This is a genomic window from Streptomyces sp. NPDC026515, from assembly GCF_055567595.1.
In genome coordinates this window covers 186,311-201,711 of sequence record NZ_JBVHQD010000008.1, presented here as the reverse complement: position 1 = coordinate 201,711, position 15,401 = coordinate 186,311, and the positions used below count along the sequence as shown (strand labels likewise).

Below are 15,401 nucleotides of genomic sequence, written 5' to 3'. Positions count from 1 at the left end.
ACGCGGGAGCTCGGAGCACCGGGCTGAGAGGGCGCTGACCTCCGTATTCGCGATGTTTCACGTGGAACGAGCAATGTTCCACAGGAAACGCCGCCCGACGGAAGCCGCTGCGTCGACCGCCGAACCTGTTACCGGGTAATGCCGGCGTAGGGAGTAGGTCTCATGACCAACAAGGACGTACGCACGCCTGCCTCCAGCCAGGACGAACAGCCCATTGCGGGTGAACCGTCCACGGAGGCCGGGAAGTCCATCGGCTGGCACAAGGGGTATGTCGAGGGCTCGCGCCCCGACCTTCGGGTGCCGGTCCGTCAGGTGCATCTCACCAACGGGCAGTCGGTCACGCTCTACGACACCTCCGGTCCGTACACGGATCCGGCCGTCGAGACCGACGTCCGCAGGGGCCTGTCGCCGCTGCGGGAGAGCTGGATCATCGGCCGGGGGGACACCGCGGAGTACGCGGGCCGCCCCGTCCGCCCCGAGGACGACGGGATCAAGCACACCTCGCCGCGGGGCGGGCTGCGCAACCTGGACGCGGTCTTCCCCGGCCGCCCCCGCCAGCCGCGTCGCAGCCGGGACGGCGAGGCGGTCACGCAACTGGCGTACGCCCGCCGGGGCGAGGTCACCCCGGAGATGGAGTACGTGGCCATCCGCGAGAACGTCTCCCCCGAGGTCGTCCGTGAGGAGATCGCGGCGGGACGGGCCGTGCTGCCGGCCAACGTCAACCACCCGGAGATCGAGCCGATGATCATCGGCAAGCGGTTCCTGGTGAAGGTCAACGCCAACATCGGCAACTCGGCGGTGACCTCCTCGATCGAGGAGGAGGTGGAGAAGATGACCTGGGCGACCCGCTGGGGCGCCGACACGGTCATGGATCTGTCCACCGGGCGCAACATCCACACCACCCGCGAGTGGGTGCTGCGCAACTCCCCCGTCCCCATCGGCACGGTGCCGCTCTACCAGGCTCTGGAGAAGGTCGACGGCAGGGCCGAGGAGCTGACCTGGGAGATCTACAAGGACACGGTGATCGAACAGGCCGAGCAGGGTGTGGACTACATGACCGTCCACGCGGGTGTGCGGCTGCCGTACGTGCCGCTCACCGCCAACCGCAAGACCGGCATCGTCTCGCGCGGCGGCTCGATCATGGCGGCCTGGTGTCTGGCGCACCACAAGGAATCGTTCCTGTACGAGAACTTCGAGGAACTCTGCGAGATCCTCGCCGCCTACGACGTCACGTACTCGCTGGGCGACGGCCTGCGCCCCGGCTCCATCGCGGACGCCAATGACGAGGCCCAGTTCGCGGAGTTGCGCACGCTCGGGGAACTCAACCGCATCGCCAGGCGTTTCCACGTACAGACGATGATCGAGGGCCCGGGCCACGTCCCGATGCACAAGATCAAGGAGAACATCGACCTTCAGCAGGAGATCTGCGATGAAGCTCCGTTCTATACGCTCGGTCCGCTGACCACGGACGTCGCGCCGGCGTACGACCACATCACCTCCGGCATCGGTGCCGCGATGATCGCCTGGTGGGGTACGGCGATGCTGTGCTACGTCACACCCAAGGAGCACCTGGGTCTGCCCAACCGGGACGACGTCAAGACCGGAGTGATCACCTACAAGATCGCCGCCCACGCGGCCGACCTCGCCAAGGGGCACCCCGGCGCGCAGGAATGGGACGACGCGCTGTCTGACGCCCGCTTCGAGTTCCGGTGGGAGGACCAGTTCAACCTCGCCCTGGACCCGGACACCGCCCGTGAGTTCCACGACGAGACGCTCCCGGCGGAGCCGGCGAAGACGGCCCACTTCTGCTCGATGTGCGGGCCGAAGTTCTGCTCGATGAAGATCAGTCAAAGCATCACGGAGCGGTTCGGTGGTGCGGCGGCCGAGGGGGCGTCACCGGAGGAGGTCGCGGAGGGGATGCTCCAGAAGTCGAAGGAGTTCGCGGCCGGCGGGAACCGGGTGTACCTGCCGCTCGCCGACTGACCTCCGGGCGGTGCCCGCGGTCGGCTGATCCGGGCACCGCCTGTCGCACTGCTCATCCACGACCGCCGTCGGCCGCTGTCACATGCCACGCCTATGGTTCCTCGAAACAGCGGGAGCATGATCGGTGCAGTTCGGGAGACATGATGCGCGATGTCGATCAGACGGTGAAGGTGTCCTTCGCGGAGGGATGGGACCTTGTCTCCCGGACCGTGGTCCACCCGCTCTCGCGTTCCGAGGCCGAGGCACGGGACCGTGCGGGGAAGCGCTATGTGATGGTGCACTGGCTGGAGGGCCGTGCCTCACCGGTCGAGGTGCACCTGGTGGCCTGGGGTGATTCTCACGTGGGCGCATGGGCCTACGACGATCAGGATCGGCGGACCATGGAGGGGGACTGGCGCCTGCTGGAACCCGGGCGCCTGTTCCTGCGCCACCTCGGAGGATGGCGCTATGACACCGAGGAGCAGGCCGAGTTCGCCCCCGAAGCCGGGCGCACCTATGTGGATCTCTTTCCGAACGGAAAGGGGCGCAGGGTGAGCGAGCCGGAAGGGGACAGAGGACCGTCACGCCACATGCTCGCGGACATTCCCGAAGAGAAGCGATGGCGTGCGAGAGAGGCGTTCGGCGTATACGGGGTCAGGCAGTTGCTCCTGTCGCAGCCGTTGCCGTCGGGACGGCAGCCGGAGTTCTCGGACGCTACCGAGAGCGAGACCGACGCCTGGCGCGCACACCGTGTCGTCGACGGCCGTCCTTCCCCCTGGTCGCCTCCGCGTCCGGCCCGACCAGCCCATCTCGACGAGTTGTTCGAGCCGGGTACACGTGTCGCGACGAGCTTCGAGCCGGAGATGACGGTCAGCGCGATCCGGGACATCGCGGCCCTTCGCCTGCCCAGCGGCAGGCTGGTCGTCGCGGATCCGCTCACCGGGGGCCACGGCGCCGGCCGCGAGCTGTCCGAGCGGATCCCTCCGGGCGAGTACCTCCTGCAGGCTGCTGTGGTTGCCTACGAAAGGGGGTACGAGGACACGCGCACCCCCGTGAAGGAGGATGTCGCCGTCCGTCTCCTGCTGGGGGAAGAGCCGGCCGCTTCGTGGGAGCTGGCGTTGTCGGAGGAGGACGACGTCAGACTGTTGCGTGAGGACGAGATATTCGGCTTCGACACGGACGGCGCTGCGGGAGCCTTCGCCGATGCCTCGGGGTGGGAAGAACTCGCGGACAAGTACCGGCGCTACCTCGTGGAGCAGGAGGACAACGCCGGAGAGACCGTCAGCGACGGGTACATGCGCACCACGGACGAGGCAACCGGCAGTGACCTCGTGTCCTTCTACACAGGCGGGGACGGCACGTATCCCGTGTGGCTGGGACGTGCGAGCACGGGAAAGCCGGTGAGTGTCGTGGTCGTGGTCAGCTATCTGCCCGATCTACGGCTGCTCTGAGCGATCCGGGTCCCGACGGGCCCGTGCGGCCTGTCGCACGGGGCATGGTCGGCGACGGCGCCTGTCGCGCGGTTCGGTGCGGCGAGGTCGGGCGGTGCGGTGGTGATGAGGGAGATGGTGACCGCTCGTCCGCCGCCCGCGCTCACCGCGGGGCGGGCGTTGACGCCTGCCCCGTCGCCCTCATGGGCGGAGAAGAAACCACCGCAGGAGAGCGGGATCCTGCGCAACCCCAGCCCGTAGGTGCCCTCGGGCATCACCGACCGGGGAGGACATCCGCGCCGCGCGCGTGGACCGGGTATCCGGCCTGCGCCCCCGGCCGGGGGCGCAGGCCGGGCTATTCCGGCTGGTGTTCCGGGCCTCCGAAGTCCGGGCTGGTGTAGTCCGGGCTGGTGAAGCTCGGCCGGGAGGCTGGGGCGGTGCCGTCGTCGGTGCTGAAACCGGGACGGTCGTAGCCCAGGCGCGGCATCCGGCTATCCGGACCCGAGGGGGTCGTACGGCGCAGTTCGGCCGTGCCGGGCTCGGTGGCCAGCGCTTCCCGCAGGAAGGGCAGGATGCCGCGTTCCAGCAGGACGTCCCGCCAGGCGTCCCGGGCCTTGGCCACCTCCCCACCGGGTTCGCCGTAGGCTCCGGCCTCCAGTGAGGGACTGTTGCGCAGTGCGGTGAGCAGCAGTCCCGCCCCGGCCATGAGGATGGCGGCCGCGGCCACGACGCCGAAGACCCAGCCCGCTGTGAGCATGGTCTGGGCGAACGCCGGAGCCGGGTCCAGCATCCTCAGGACGTAGCCGACGAGGAGGAAGATCGCGGCGGCGGTACCGGCGAGCACGGGTGCCAGGACCAGGGCGAGGGCGAAGCCGCCGGCGCCCGTGGTCTCGGCCGCCTCGCCGAGGGTGGTGGCGAGCCCCATCGCACCGCCCGTGGCCGACTCCTGGGAGCCGGACTCGTGGACGGTGGCCGGGGTGGACCGCGCAGGGTTGCGCAGTTCCTCGCGGACCTTCACATAGTGCTGGTACTCGGTCGCCGCGGCCGCCGTTATCAGTGCGGTGGCGTTGAGCGCCATGGTGCGCAGCTGTTCGGTGTTCAGACGCCGGCCGGCGCCGGCCAGTTCGGGACGGTAAGGGGCGGAGCGCAGCGCCTCATCGAGGATCCGCTCGTATTCCTGGCGGTCCTCGCTGTGCAGGTGCTGCGGAACGCTGTTCATGTGCATCCCCCGATGCTCCGTAGGGCTTGGGGCTCGCACGCCGGCGAGCCGTCGGGCAGAAACGGAGGGGAGCCTGCTACGGATAAACCGATGGTAGAGCCGTTAAGGCACGCGGTGACAGGGGGTTGCCGGAAATTGGGGGGTGGCCCGCGTGTGACATCAGGGGACAGGACAGCGCGCCGAACCCTCAGCCGTCCAGCGGAAGTTGCCTGACCAGGAGCTTTCCGGCCATGGTCACTCCGCCGTCCATGGCGATGGCGAGTCCGTCCGCGTAGACGTGCGGTCCTTCCACGACGGGGCCCTTGTTCTCCTCGCCGTCCTCGGAGCCGACTTCCCCCAGCAGATAGGGAATCGGGCTGTGTCCGTGAACGATGCGGGTGCCGCCGTACGTATCGAGGAGGGAACGGACGGCGTCCGCACCCCCTTCGTCGCGGAAGGAGAACCGCTTGGTGAACTTACGGAACAGGTCCCAGACCTCGTCCGCGTCATTACGGGTGATGGTCTCGCGGATCGTGTCGTTGACCGCTTCGATCGAGTCGCCGTAGTCGAGGTACGCGGTGGTGTCGGAGTGGACCAGCAGGTAGCCGTCGACCTCCTCGACCGCGTCCAGGCGGGCCATCCACTGGAGGTGGTGGTCCTGGAGCCGGTCCATGTCGGTCTTCTGGCCGCCGTTGAGCAGCCAGGCCGCCTGGAAGGTCGCGGTGCCCGCGCCGGAGTTGACGGGGGTGTCGCCGAACCGCTTCGCGCCGAGCAGCAGCAGCTCGTGGTTGCCCATGAGGGCCTTGCAGTAGCCGCCGGCCGCGGCCGCCTCGGCGGACAGCCGCATCACCAGGTCGATGACGCCGATGCCGTCCGGACCCCGGTCGGTGAAGTCGCCGAGGAACCAGAGCCGGGCGGTGCCCGCGCACCACTGCCCCTCCGCGTCGATCAGCCCCTGCTCGCGCAGTGCGCCGATCAGTTCGTCCAGGTAGCCGTGCACGTCGCCGACGACGAACAGCGGGCCGGGACCGGCCGCCGTCCGGGCGGCCGGTTCGGCGGCCGGGTCGACCGGCGGCTGGATCGTGTCGCCGCGGTTGATGACGGGCAGATCGCGCTGGGTGGGCGTGTACCCGTCGGGATATCCGTCGGGGTACGGCTCGTCGAGCGGCGGGGCGGCGTCGGCGGGGCGGGTGTCCTGGGCGTACGGACCGGTCTCGTTGACGTACGCGGGCACCCGGAAGTCCCGCAACGTCGCCGTCCGTTCCGCCTCGGGTCCCTGACCGGCCCCCTGAGTCATCAGACCCCTCCACCATCGCGCCGCATCTGCACCGCTTCGGACTGCCTGGTCGCAGCGGCCCGCGGTGTCGTGCGCCCATCATAGGAACGCCCGTCGCGCCGTGTGATGACCCAGGGGTGGTGAATCGGAACAGGACTCCGGTTCAGCGCGGCTTTCGCCCCGGTTGGGCAGGGGTTCGGCCGTCCGCCGCCCACTCCCCGGCCGTCTTTCGCCGACGCCCGGCAGGCGCGTCGGCGGCCTCCGTGCGGGCAGGGACGGCCCGGATGGGCGCACGGAGCGTCCGCGGGTGAGTGCGGACCGGCCGTACGAGGGTGCCGGGCGTCCGTCCGGGAGTGCGGGCCGTTCGTTCTACTCCTCCTCCGGTGCCCGTGGCGGGCTGACCGTGGTGCGCGGCGGGCGTCGCTGGGAGGAGGTACGCACGATCAGTTCGGTCGGTATCACCTGCTCGACCGGCTGGTCCGATTCCACTCCCTCGATCGCGTCGATCAGCAGCTGCACCACCGCCGTCCCGATACGGCGCGGCTTCAGGGAGAGCGTGGTGATGGGCGGCTCGGTGTTGGCGTACACGGTCGACTCGCTGCAGCACACCAGCAGCAGGTCGTCGGGGACGCGCAGCCCGTAGCGGCGGGCGGCGGCGAGCAGGTCGGTGCCGTTGGGGTCGAAGAGGCCGTAGACGGCGTCGGGACGGTCCGGGCGGGCCAGCAGCCGGTCGGCGGCGACGGCACCCGCGCAGGGGTCGTGCGCCGGGTAGGCCTCGTAGACCGGGTCCTGGCCGACCCGTTCGCACCAGCGCAGGTAGGCGGTGGTGGACAGGTGGGTGTACGTGTCCGTCGTGGTGCCCGTGAGCAGGCCGATCCGGCGGGCGCCCGCGGCGGCGAGATGGTCGAGGATGCCGAGTACGGCGGCCTCGTGATCGTTGTCCACCCAGGCGGTGACCGGCAGCGAACCGGCCGGACGGCCGTCGGAGACCACCGGCAGCCCCTGCCGGACCAGCTCGCTGACCACCGGGTCCTGGTCGGACGGGTCGATGACGACCGTGCCGTCCAGGGCGACGTTCGACCACACGTCGTGGCGTGAGGTCGCGGGGAGGATCACCAGGGCGTAGCCGCGGGCGAGCGCGGCCGAGGTGGCGGCCCGCGCCATCTCGGCGAAGTACGCGAACTCGGTGAAGGTGAAAGGTTCATCCCCGTATGTCGTCACGGTCAGGCCGATGAGTCCCGACTTGCCGGTACGGAGGGTTCGGGCGGCGGCCGAGGGGCGGTACCCCAGCCGGTCGGCGACCTCGCGGACGTGGCGCCGGGTGGCATCCGGAAGCCGGCCCTTGCCGTTCAGGGCGTCGGAGACGGTCGTGATGGAGACTCCGGCGGCGGCGGCCACGTCTCTGATGCCCGCCCGGCCCGGCCGGCTGCCTCGCCGAGAGGTTTCCGCGCGGCTCACCTGGTGCTTCCCTGCTGCTGTCATGGCGAGCCGATAGTAGGGCTCATGCGGTGGGGTAGTGCGGACGCATATGCACGCGTTGACAGGCACGTTTCTGCAAGGTCAAAGCGGGTCAACTACCTTAGAAAGAAAGTCAGTTGAACGATCCAATGGCGAGACGTGACTTGTCGGCACGCATGGGCCTGCCAAGTGCTCGATGTTTCGAAGAGGTCTCAACTCACCTTCACGGGTGATGCGCGCTACGGCGTGAGCCACCGGCGCGTAGATATATGTAGGGCGCGCCCCCGAAAAATGCGCCTTCGTGTGGTGATGCCCGTGATGCCGGTGGGACGGATGAGGTCAGGTCCGCGTCTACCGGGTCGCTCCGCTCCTGTACGCAGCGGCGCCGAATCCTCATAAGGTGAGCAGTATTGGATGCCGGCGGCGCGGACGGTCCGCCGGTGGTCGCGAGGAGGACTGCGGTGAGCGAGACGAGCCCCAAGCTGCGCGCCGAGCTGGAGGGTATCCCCACCTACAAGCCGGGCAGGCCTGCCGCGGCCGACGGCCCGGTCGCCTACAAGCTCTCCTCCAACGAGAACCCCTATCCGCCGCTGCCCGGCGTGATGGAGTCCGTGACCGCCGCCGCGGCCAGCTTCAACCGCTACCCGGACATGGCGTGCACGGCCCTGATGAACGAGCTGTCGGACCGCTTCGGTGTCCCGCTCGGCCATCTGGCCACCGGCACCGGTTCGGTCGGTGTCGCCCAGCAGCTGATCCAGGCCACCAGCGGCCCCGGCGACGAGGTGATCTACGCCTGGCGGTCCTTCGAGGCGTACCCGATCATCACGCAGATCAGCGGCGCCCGTTCGGTCCAGGTGCCGCTCACGTCCGGTGAGGTGCACGACCTGGACGCGATGGCGGCCGCGATCACCGACCGGACCCGCCTGATCTTCGTCTGCAATCCGAACAACCCGACCGGCACGGTCGTGAAGCGGGCCGAGCTGGAGCGCTTCCTGGACCGGGTGCCGAGCGATGTGCTGGTGGTCCTGGACGAGGCCTACCGCGAGTTCATCCGCGACCCGGAGGTGCCCGACGGCGTCGAGATCTACCGCGAACGGCCGAACGTCTGTGTGCTGCGGACCTTCTCCAAGGCGTACGGCCTCGCCGGGCTGCGCGTCGGCTTCGCCATCGCGCACGAGCCGGTGGCGGCGGCGCTGCGCAAGACGGCGGTGCCGTTCGGCGTGAGCCAGCTCGCCCAGGAGGCGGCGATCGCCTCGCTGCGGGCGGAGGACGAACTGCTCGGCCGGGTCGGCTCGCTGGTGTGCGAGCGGCAGCGGGTGGTCGGGGCCCTCCGTGCCCAGGGCTGGACGGTGCCCGAGACCCAGGCCAACTTCGTGTGGCTGCGGCTGGGAGAGCCTACGACGGCCTTCGCGCGCCTCTGCGAGGAGCACGGCGCGGTCGTCCGGCCGTTCGCGGGCGAGGGCGTCCGGGTGACGATCGGGGAGACCGAGGCGAACGACATCTTCCTGAAGGCCGCGGAGAACTTCCGCAAGGAGCTCTAGCCCGAGGAGCTCCGGAGCTCCGGCAGTCGGTCAGTCCCACACCTACGGGGCCGCCCTTGAGGCGGCCCCGTTGCGTTGGGGTTTCACGTGGAACCCGGGACTGCACGGCGACGTGACGCAGAAGACATGCCCCCCCTGGGTTCTTCGAAAATCGGTGCGTCATAATGGCTTGTGAATGTGAATGCATTCACAAGCTCGTCCTCTTTGCCCCGCTCTGTGCGCTGCAAAGGGGGCAATTGCCGCTGTGTCCCGGCGACGTAAGGAGACTGACGACGTGGACCTGGCTCTGGCGCCGGAGACGCTGGCGCGTTGGCAGTTCGGCATCACCACCGTCTACCACTTCCTGTTCGTCCCGCTGACGATCTCCCTGGCCGCCCTCACGGCGGGCCTGCAGACCGCATGGGTGCGCACGGAGAAGGAGAAGTACCTCAGGGCGACCAAGTTCTGGGGCAAGCTCTTCCTGATCAACATCGCGATGGGTGTGGTCACCGGCATCGTGCAGGAGTTCCAGTTCGGCATGAACTGGTCGGACTACTCGCGGTTCGTCGGTGACATCTTCGGCGCCCCGCTCGCCTTCGAGGCGCTGATCGCGTTCTTCTTCGAGTCCACCTTCATCGGGCTGTGGATCTTCGGCTGGGACAAGTTGCCCAAGAAGATCCATCTGGCCTGCATATGGATGGTCTCCATCGGCACGATCCTGTCCGCGTACTTCATCCTCGCGGCCAACTCGTGGATGCAGCACCCCGTCGGCTACAAGATCGACAAGGCGAAGGGGCGGGCCGAGCTGACCGACTTCTGGGCCGTTCTGACCCAGAACACCGCGCTGGCCCAGGCCTTCCACACGCTGGCCGCGTCCTTCCTGACCGGTGGCGCCTTCATGGTCGGCATCGCCGCCTTCCACCTGTTCCGCAAGAAGCACATCACCGTCATGAAGACCTCGCTGCGGCTGGGCCTGGTCACCGTCGTCATCGCCGGCCTGCTCACCTCGATCAGCGGCGACACCCTCGGCAAGGTCATGTTCAAGCAGCAGCCGATGAAGATGGCCGCCGCCGAGGCCCTGTGGGACGGCCAGAACTCGGCACCGTTCTCGGTCTTCGCCTACGGCGACGTGAGCAAGGGCCACAACACCGTCGAGTTCTCGGTTCCCGGCGTGCTGTCGTTCCTCGCCGACGACGACTTCAACTCGTACGTCCCCGGTATCAACGACACCAACAAGGCCGAACAGCAGAAGTACGGCCCCGGCGACTACCGCCCGATCATCCCCGTCACCTTCTGGGCCTTCCGCTGGATGATCGGCTTCGGTATGGCGTCCTTCGCCGTCGGCGTGGCCGGACTCTGGCTGACCCGCAAGAAGTTCATGCTGGCCGAGCATCTGCGGGTCGGGGAGGACGAGGTGCCGCATCTGGTCCTCTTCAAGAACAAGGCCCTCAGCCCGAAGCTCGGCAGGCTGTACTGGCTGGTGGCGATCTGGACGCTGGGTTTCCCGCTGATCGCCAACTCCTGGGGCTGGATATTCACCGAGATGGGCCGTCAGCCCTGGGTCGTCTACGGCGTCCTGCAGACCCGCGACGCGGTCTCCCCCGGTGTGTCCCAGGCCGAGATCCTCATCTCGATGATCACCTTCACCGCGCTGTACGCCGTCCTCGCCGTCGTCGAGGTCAAGCTGCTCGTGAAGTACATCAAGGCCGGCCCGCCCGAGCTCACCGAGGACGACCTCAACCCGCCCACGAAGATCGGCGGCGAGGCGCGTGACGCCGACAAGCCGATGGCCTTCTCGTACTAGGCCGAGGGAGACGCAGTCATGGAACTTCACGACGTCTGGTTCGTCCTGATCGCCGTCCTGTGGACCGGCTACTTCTTCCTGGAGGGCTTCGACTTCGGGGTCGGCATCCTCACCAAGCTGCTCGCCCGTGACCGGACGGAGAAGCGGGTGCTGATCAACACGATCGGCCCGGTCTGGGACGGCAACGAGGTGTGGCTGCTCACCGCGGGCGGCGCGACCTTCGCCGCCTTCCCCGAGTGGTACGCCACGCTGTTCTCCGGCTTCTATGTGCCCCTGCTGGTCATCCTGGTCTGTCTGATCGTCCGGGGTGTCGCCTTCGAGTACCGGGCGAAGCGGCCGGAGGAGAACTGGCAGCGCACCTGGGAGACCGCGATCTTCTGGACCTCGCTGATCCCGGCGTTCCTGTGGGGCGTGGCCTTCGGGAACATCGTGCGGGGAGTGAAGATCGACCAGCACTTCGAGTACGTCGGTACCGTCTGGGATCTGCTCAACCCGCATGCCCTGCTGGGCGGGCTCGTCACGCTGACCCTGTTCACCTTCCACGGGACGGTGTTCACCGCACTCAAGACCGTCGGTGACATCCGGGTACGGGCGCGGACGCTGGCGACCAGGGTCGGGCTGCTCGCCGCCGCGCTGGCGGTGGCCTTCCTGCTGTGGACCCAGGTTGACAGCGGGGACGGCAAGAGCCTGGTGGCTCTGGTCGTGGCGGTCGTCGCGCTGGTCGCCGCCCTGGGGGCCAACCTTCGGGGCCGGGAGGGGTGGGCGTTCGCCCTGTCCGGCGTCACCATCGTGGCCGCCGTGGCGATGCTCTTCCTGGCGCTGTTCCCGAACGTCATGCCCTCGTCGCTCAACGCCGACTGGAACCTCACGGTCACCAACGCCTCGTCGAGTCCCTACACCCTGAAGATCATGACGTGGCTGGCGGCGATCGCGACACCGCTCGTCATGCTCTACCAGGGGTGGACGTACTGGGTGTTCCGCAAGCGGATCGGCACGCAGCACATCGCAGCCGAAGCCGCGCACTGAGTCCGCAAGAGACCAAGGAGTGGGTGTTTCACGTGAAACACCCACTCCGGGCCGAAGGGCATGTTTCACGTGAAACCAATCGATCCGCGCCTGTTGCGCTACGCCCGAGCCACTCGTCTCTTCCTGATCGCGGTCGTCGGCCTCGGCGCGGTCGGTGCCGGGCTGGTCATCGCCCAGGCGATGCTCATCGCCGAAGTGGTGGTCGGGGCCTTCCAGTACGGCCACTCCGTATCCGAACTCCGCACCCCCCTGTTGCTGTTGGTGGCCGTCGCCATCGGCAGGGCGCTGATCTCCTGGCTCACCGAGCTTGCCGCGCACCGGGCGAGCGCGGCGGTCAAGTCCGAACTGCGGGGACGGCTCCTGGACCGGGCGGTGGCGCTGGGCCCCGGCTGGCTGAGCGGTCAGCGGACCGGGTCGCTGGTCACCCTCGCCACGCGGGGCGTCGACGCCCTCGACGACTACTTCTCGCGTTACCTCCCCCAGTTGGGGCTCGCGGTGGTCGTTCCGGTCGCGGTACTGGCCCGGATCGTCACCGAGGACTGGGTCTCCGCGGCCATCATCGTGGGCACGCTGCCGCTCATCCCGCTGTTCATGGTCTTGATCGGCTGGGCCACCCAGTCCCGTACGGACCGGCAGTGGCAACTGCTGTCCCGGCTGTCCGGTCACTTCCTGGACGTGGTCGCCGGGCTGCCCACGCTGAAGGTGTTCGGGCGGGCCAAGGCGCAGGCCGACTCCATCCGCCGGATCACCGGGGAGTACCGGCAGGCGACCATGCGGACCCTGCGGATCGCCTTTCTCTCGTCCTTCGCGCTGGAACTGCTCGCCACGCTGTCGGTGGCGCTGGTCGCGGTGACCATCGGTATGCGGCTGGTGCACGGCGACATGGACCTGTACATCGGGCTGGTCATCCTGGTGCTGGCACCGGAGGCCTACCTCCCGCTGCGGCAGGTGGGTGCCCAGTTCCACGCGGCGGCGGAAGGGCTCGCGGCGGCGGAGGAGATATTCGCGGTGCTGGAGACGCCGGTTCCGGTGTCCGGCGCGGGCGAGGCGCCCGCCGAGGCCGCCCTGGTCTTCGAAGGAGTGACGGTCCGCTACCCGGGGCGTTCGACGGACGCGCTGAGCGACGTGTCGTTCACCGTGGCACCCGGAGAGACCGTCGCACTGGTCGGCCCGAGCGGAGTGGGCAAGTCGACGCTGCTGAACGTGCTGCTGGGGTTCGTGCGGCCGGCAGCGGGCCGGGTGCGGATCGGGGGAGCCGAACTCGGCGCGCTGGACCTGGAGGCATGGCGGTCACGGATCGCATGGGTCCCGCAGCGGCCGCATCTGTACGCCGGGACGATCGCCGAGAACGTACGGCTCGCCCGCCCCGACGCGGACGACGAAGCGGTACGGCGGGCCTTGCGGGACGCGGGCGCGCTGGAGTTCGTGGATGCCTTGCCGGACGGCGCGGGCACCGTGCTCGGCGAGGACGGTGCCGGGCTGTCCGCCGGGCAGCGGCAGCGACTGGCGCTGGCGCGGGCGTTCCTGGCGGACCGGCCCGTGCTGTTGCTGGATGAGCCGACGGCCGCCTTGGACGGGGCGACCGAGGCGGAGGTCGTGGCCGCGGTACGACGGCTGGCCGCCGGGCGGACGGTGTTGCTGGTGGTGCACCGGCCGGCGCTGCTCTCGGCGGCGGACCGGGTGGTGAGGCTCTCCGGCGGCGAGGCCACCGGGGGACCCCGCCCCGTGGATCTGCGGCGCCTTGAGCCGGCCGACGGCAGGGCGGGCGGACGGACGGCTCTGCTGGAGAGCGACCCCGCGGAGCAGGCTGCTCCCTCCGTGCAAGGCCGCCGCGTCCACGAGGCCTTGCACGGAGAGGGCGTTCTGCGGCGGGTGCGCGCGGACTCGGGTGCGCGGCGGGGGCGGTTGTCGCTCGCTCTGCTGCTGGGGGCGCTCGCGCTCGGCAGCGCCGTGGGGCTGATGGCGACCTCCGGGTGGTTGATCTCGCGGGCCTCGCAGCAGCCGCCGGTGCTCTATCTGATGGTCGCGGTGACGGCCACCCGTGCCTTCGGGATCGGGCGGGCCGTGTTCCGGTACGGCGAGCGGCTCGTGTCGCACGACGCCGTGCTGCGGATGCTGGCCGACACCCGGGTCGCCGTGTACCGGCGCCTTGAGCGGCTCGCACCTGCCGGGCTCCGGACGACCAGGCGCGGGGACCTGCTCAGCCGGCTGGTCGCCGACGTGGACACGCTGCAGGACTACTGGCTGCGGTGGCTGTTGCCCGCCGGGGCCGCGGTGGCCGTGTCCGCCGGGGCCGTGGGGTTCACCGCCTGGCTGCTGCCCGAGGCAGGGGCCGCTCTGGCCGTGGGGCTGCTGGCGGCCGGCGCCGGTGTCCCGCTGGTGACCTCCGCCGTGGCCCGTCGCGCCGAACAGCGGCTGGCGCCCGCCCGCGGCCTGCTCGCGACCCGGGTGACCGGCCTGCTCAGCGGCACCGCCGAACTGACCGTCGCCGGGGCGCTGCCCGCCCGCACCGACGAGGTCAGACAAGCCGACGGCACGCTCACCCGGATCGCCTCGCGGGCGGCGACGGCCACCGCGCTCGGCGACGGACTGACCGCGCTGCTGACGGGCCTGACCGTCGCCGCCACGGCGCTGGTGGGTGCCCAGGGGGTCGCCGACGGCCGGCTGAGCGGGGTGGCGATGGCGGTGGTCGTGCTCACTCCGCTGGCCGCCTTCGAGGCCGTACTGGGGCTCCCGCTCGCCGTGCGGCAGCGGCAGCGGGTGCGCAGGAGCGCGGAGCGCATCTACGAGGTACTGGACGCTCCCGAGCCCGTGCGCGAGCCCGGGCGTCCACGCCAGGCGCCCGCGACGCCCTTCCCCGTCGTCCTGAAGGGCCTGTCCGCCCGCCATGGCGGCCAGCGCAGGGACGCGCTCACCGGGCTCGACCTCACCCTTGACGAGGGGCGCCGGATCGCCGTGGTCGGTCCCTCCGGCTCCGGCAAGACGACCCTCGCCCAGGTCCTGCTGCGCTTCCTCGACCCGGACGCGGGTTCCTACACGTTCGGCGGCGTGGACGCGCACGCCGTGGACAGCGACGACGTACGCCGGCTCGTCGGGCTGTGTGCCCAGGACGCGCACCTCTTCGACAGTTCCGTACGCGAGAACCTGCTGCTCGCCCGCAAGGACGCCACCGAGGAGGAGCTGCGGGACGCGCTGGCCCGGGCCCGGCTGCTGGACTGGGCGGACGGGCTGCCCGACGGCCTTGATGCCCTCGTCGGCGAGCACGGGGCCCGGCTGTCCGGCGGGCAGCGGCAGCGGCTGGCGCTCGCACGGGCACTGCTCGCGGACTTCCCGGTGCTTGTCCTCGACGAGCCCGCCGAGCATCTCGACCTGCCCACGGCGGACGCGCTCACCGCGGATCTCCTGGCCGCCACCGAGGGCCGTACGACCGTACTCATCACCCATCGGCTGGCCGGTCTGGAGGCCGTGGACGAGGTGATCGTGCTCGACGAGGGACGGGTGGTGCAGCGCGGAACGTACGCCGAACTGACCGCGGTGGCCGGGCCGTTGCGGGCCATGGCGGAGCGGGAAGCGGCGACGCGATCGCCGGTGGAGGCAGCCGAGGGCCTGGTGGGAGCGGCGTAGGGCCGAGCGGGCGTGGGGGGGGAGAGGGGGGGGAGGACCGTGCAGCAGGCCGTCGTCGTCCTTTCTCTTTGTTCCCCCCCTTCTTTGTACCACCTCTTCGCCC

The 15,401-nt window shown here is 69.8% G+C and carries 9 protein-coding genes; 6 read left to right on the top strand and 3 right to left on the bottom strand.

All coding sequences use genetic code 11. The features are described 5' to 3' along the window. Nucleotides 1-162: 162 nt before the first annotated feature. Together thiC and ACZ4O3_RS18555 are read left to right on the top strand one after the other, a co-directional pair. Nucleotides 163-1,983 carry a phosphomethylpyrimidine synthase ThiC gene (gene thiC / locus ACZ4O3_RS18560; protein ID WP_467723013.1) on the top strand — a complete coding sequence of 607 codons (1,821 nt, stop codon included), beginning with the start codon at nucleotides 163-165 and terminating at the stop codon, nucleotides 1,981-1,983. Nucleotides 1,984-2,294: 311 nt separating this feature from the next. Continuing rightward, the gene (locus ACZ4O3_RS18555; protein ID WP_467723012.1) at nucleotides 2,295-3,413 is read left to right on the top strand and encodes a DUF4241 domain-containing protein; all 1,119 of its coding nucleotides are present in this window, start codon (nucleotides 2,295-2,297) and stop codon (nucleotides 3,411-3,413) included. A 334-nt stretch (nucleotides 3,414-3,747) separates the two neighbouring features. On the opposite strand, the gene ACZ4O3_RS18550 is transcribed toward ACZ4O3_RS18555, so the two are convergent. The 3 genes from ACZ4O3_RS18550 to ACZ4O3_RS18540 all read right to left on the bottom strand — a co-directional run bounded on the left by ACZ4O3_RS18550 (nucleotide 3,748) and on the right by ACZ4O3_RS18540 (nucleotide 7,348). Beyond that, complete coding sequence (locus tag ACZ4O3_RS18550) at nucleotides 3,748-4,617, bottom strand: hypothetical protein (protein ID WP_362719429.1); 870 nt, start codon at nucleotides 4,615-4,617, stop codon at nucleotides 3,748-3,750. 181 nt (nucleotides 4,618-4,798) lie between these two features. Beyond that, nucleotides 4,799-5,887: a metallophosphoesterase gene (locus ACZ4O3_RS18545; RefSeq protein WP_362719432.1), complete on the bottom strand. Its 1,089-nt coding sequence runs from the start codon at nucleotides 5,885-5,887 to the stop codon at nucleotides 4,799-4,801. A 348-nt stretch (nucleotides 5,888-6,235) separates the two neighbouring features. Next, a complete protein-coding gene (locus ACZ4O3_RS18540; protein WP_362719434.1) occupies nucleotides 6,236-7,348 on the bottom strand; it encodes a LacI family DNA-binding transcriptional regulator in 1,113 nt (370 codons plus the stop codon). 437 nt (nucleotides 7,349-7,785) lie between these two features. Here ACZ4O3_RS18540 and hisC point away from each other — a divergent pair, with 437 nt between their 5' ends. The 4 genes from hisC to cydD all read left to right on the top strand — a co-directional run bounded on the left by hisC (nucleotide 7,786) and on the right by cydD (nucleotide 15,298). Next, nucleotides 7,786-8,865, top strand: a complete 1,080-nt coding sequence (hisC, locus tag ACZ4O3_RS18535; protein ID WP_362719437.1) for a histidinol-phosphate transaminase — start codon at nucleotides 7,786-7,788, stop codon at nucleotides 8,863-8,865. A gap of 274 nt (nucleotides 8,866-9,139) precedes the next feature. Next, nucleotides 9,140-10,648 (top strand): cytochrome ubiquinol oxidase subunit I, encoded by a 1,509-nt coding sequence (locus tag ACZ4O3_RS18530; RefSeq protein WP_362719440.1) that lies wholly within the window; start codon nucleotides 9,140-9,142, stop codon nucleotides 10,646-10,648. A gap of 18 nt (nucleotides 10,649-10,666) precedes the next feature. Continuing rightward, nucleotides 10,667-11,674 carry a cytochrome d ubiquinol oxidase subunit II gene (gene cydB, locus ACZ4O3_RS18525; RefSeq protein WP_362719443.1) on the top strand — a complete coding sequence of 336 codons (1,008 nt, stop codon included), beginning with the start codon at nucleotides 10,667-10,669 and terminating at the stop codon, nucleotides 11,672-11,674. A gap of 60 nt (nucleotides 11,675-11,734) precedes the next feature. Next, entirely contained in the window at nucleotides 11,735-15,298 is a 3,564-nt protein-coding gene (cydD, locus tag ACZ4O3_RS18520) for a thiol reductant ABC exporter subunit CydD (RefSeq protein ID WP_467723010.1), read from the top strand. Nucleotides 15,299-15,401 lie beyond the last annotated feature (103 nt).

Coding starts and splice junctions, on each gene's coding strand:
- thiC (WP_467723013.1), top strand. CDS start 163: ATGACCAACAAGGACGTACGCACGCCTGCCTCCAGCCAGGACGAACAG.
- ACZ4O3_RS18550 (WP_362719429.1), bottom strand. CDS start 4,617: ATGCACATGAACAGCGTTCCGCAGCACCTGCACAGCGAGGACCGCCAG.
- ACZ4O3_RS18545 (WP_362719432.1), bottom strand. CDS start 5,887: ATGACTCAGGGGGCCGGTCAGGGACCCGAGGCGGAACGGACGGCGACG.
- ACZ4O3_RS18540 (WP_362719434.1), bottom strand. CDS start 7,348: ATGACAGCAGCAGGGAAGCACCAGGTGAGCCGCGCGGAAACCTCTCGG.
- cydB (WP_362719443.1), top strand. CDS start 10,667: ATGGAACTTCACGACGTCTGGTTCGTCCTGATCGCCGTCCTGTGGACC.
- cydD (WP_467723010.1), top strand. CDS start 11,735: ATGTTTCACGTGAAACCAATCGATCCGCGCCTGTTGCGCTACGCCCGA.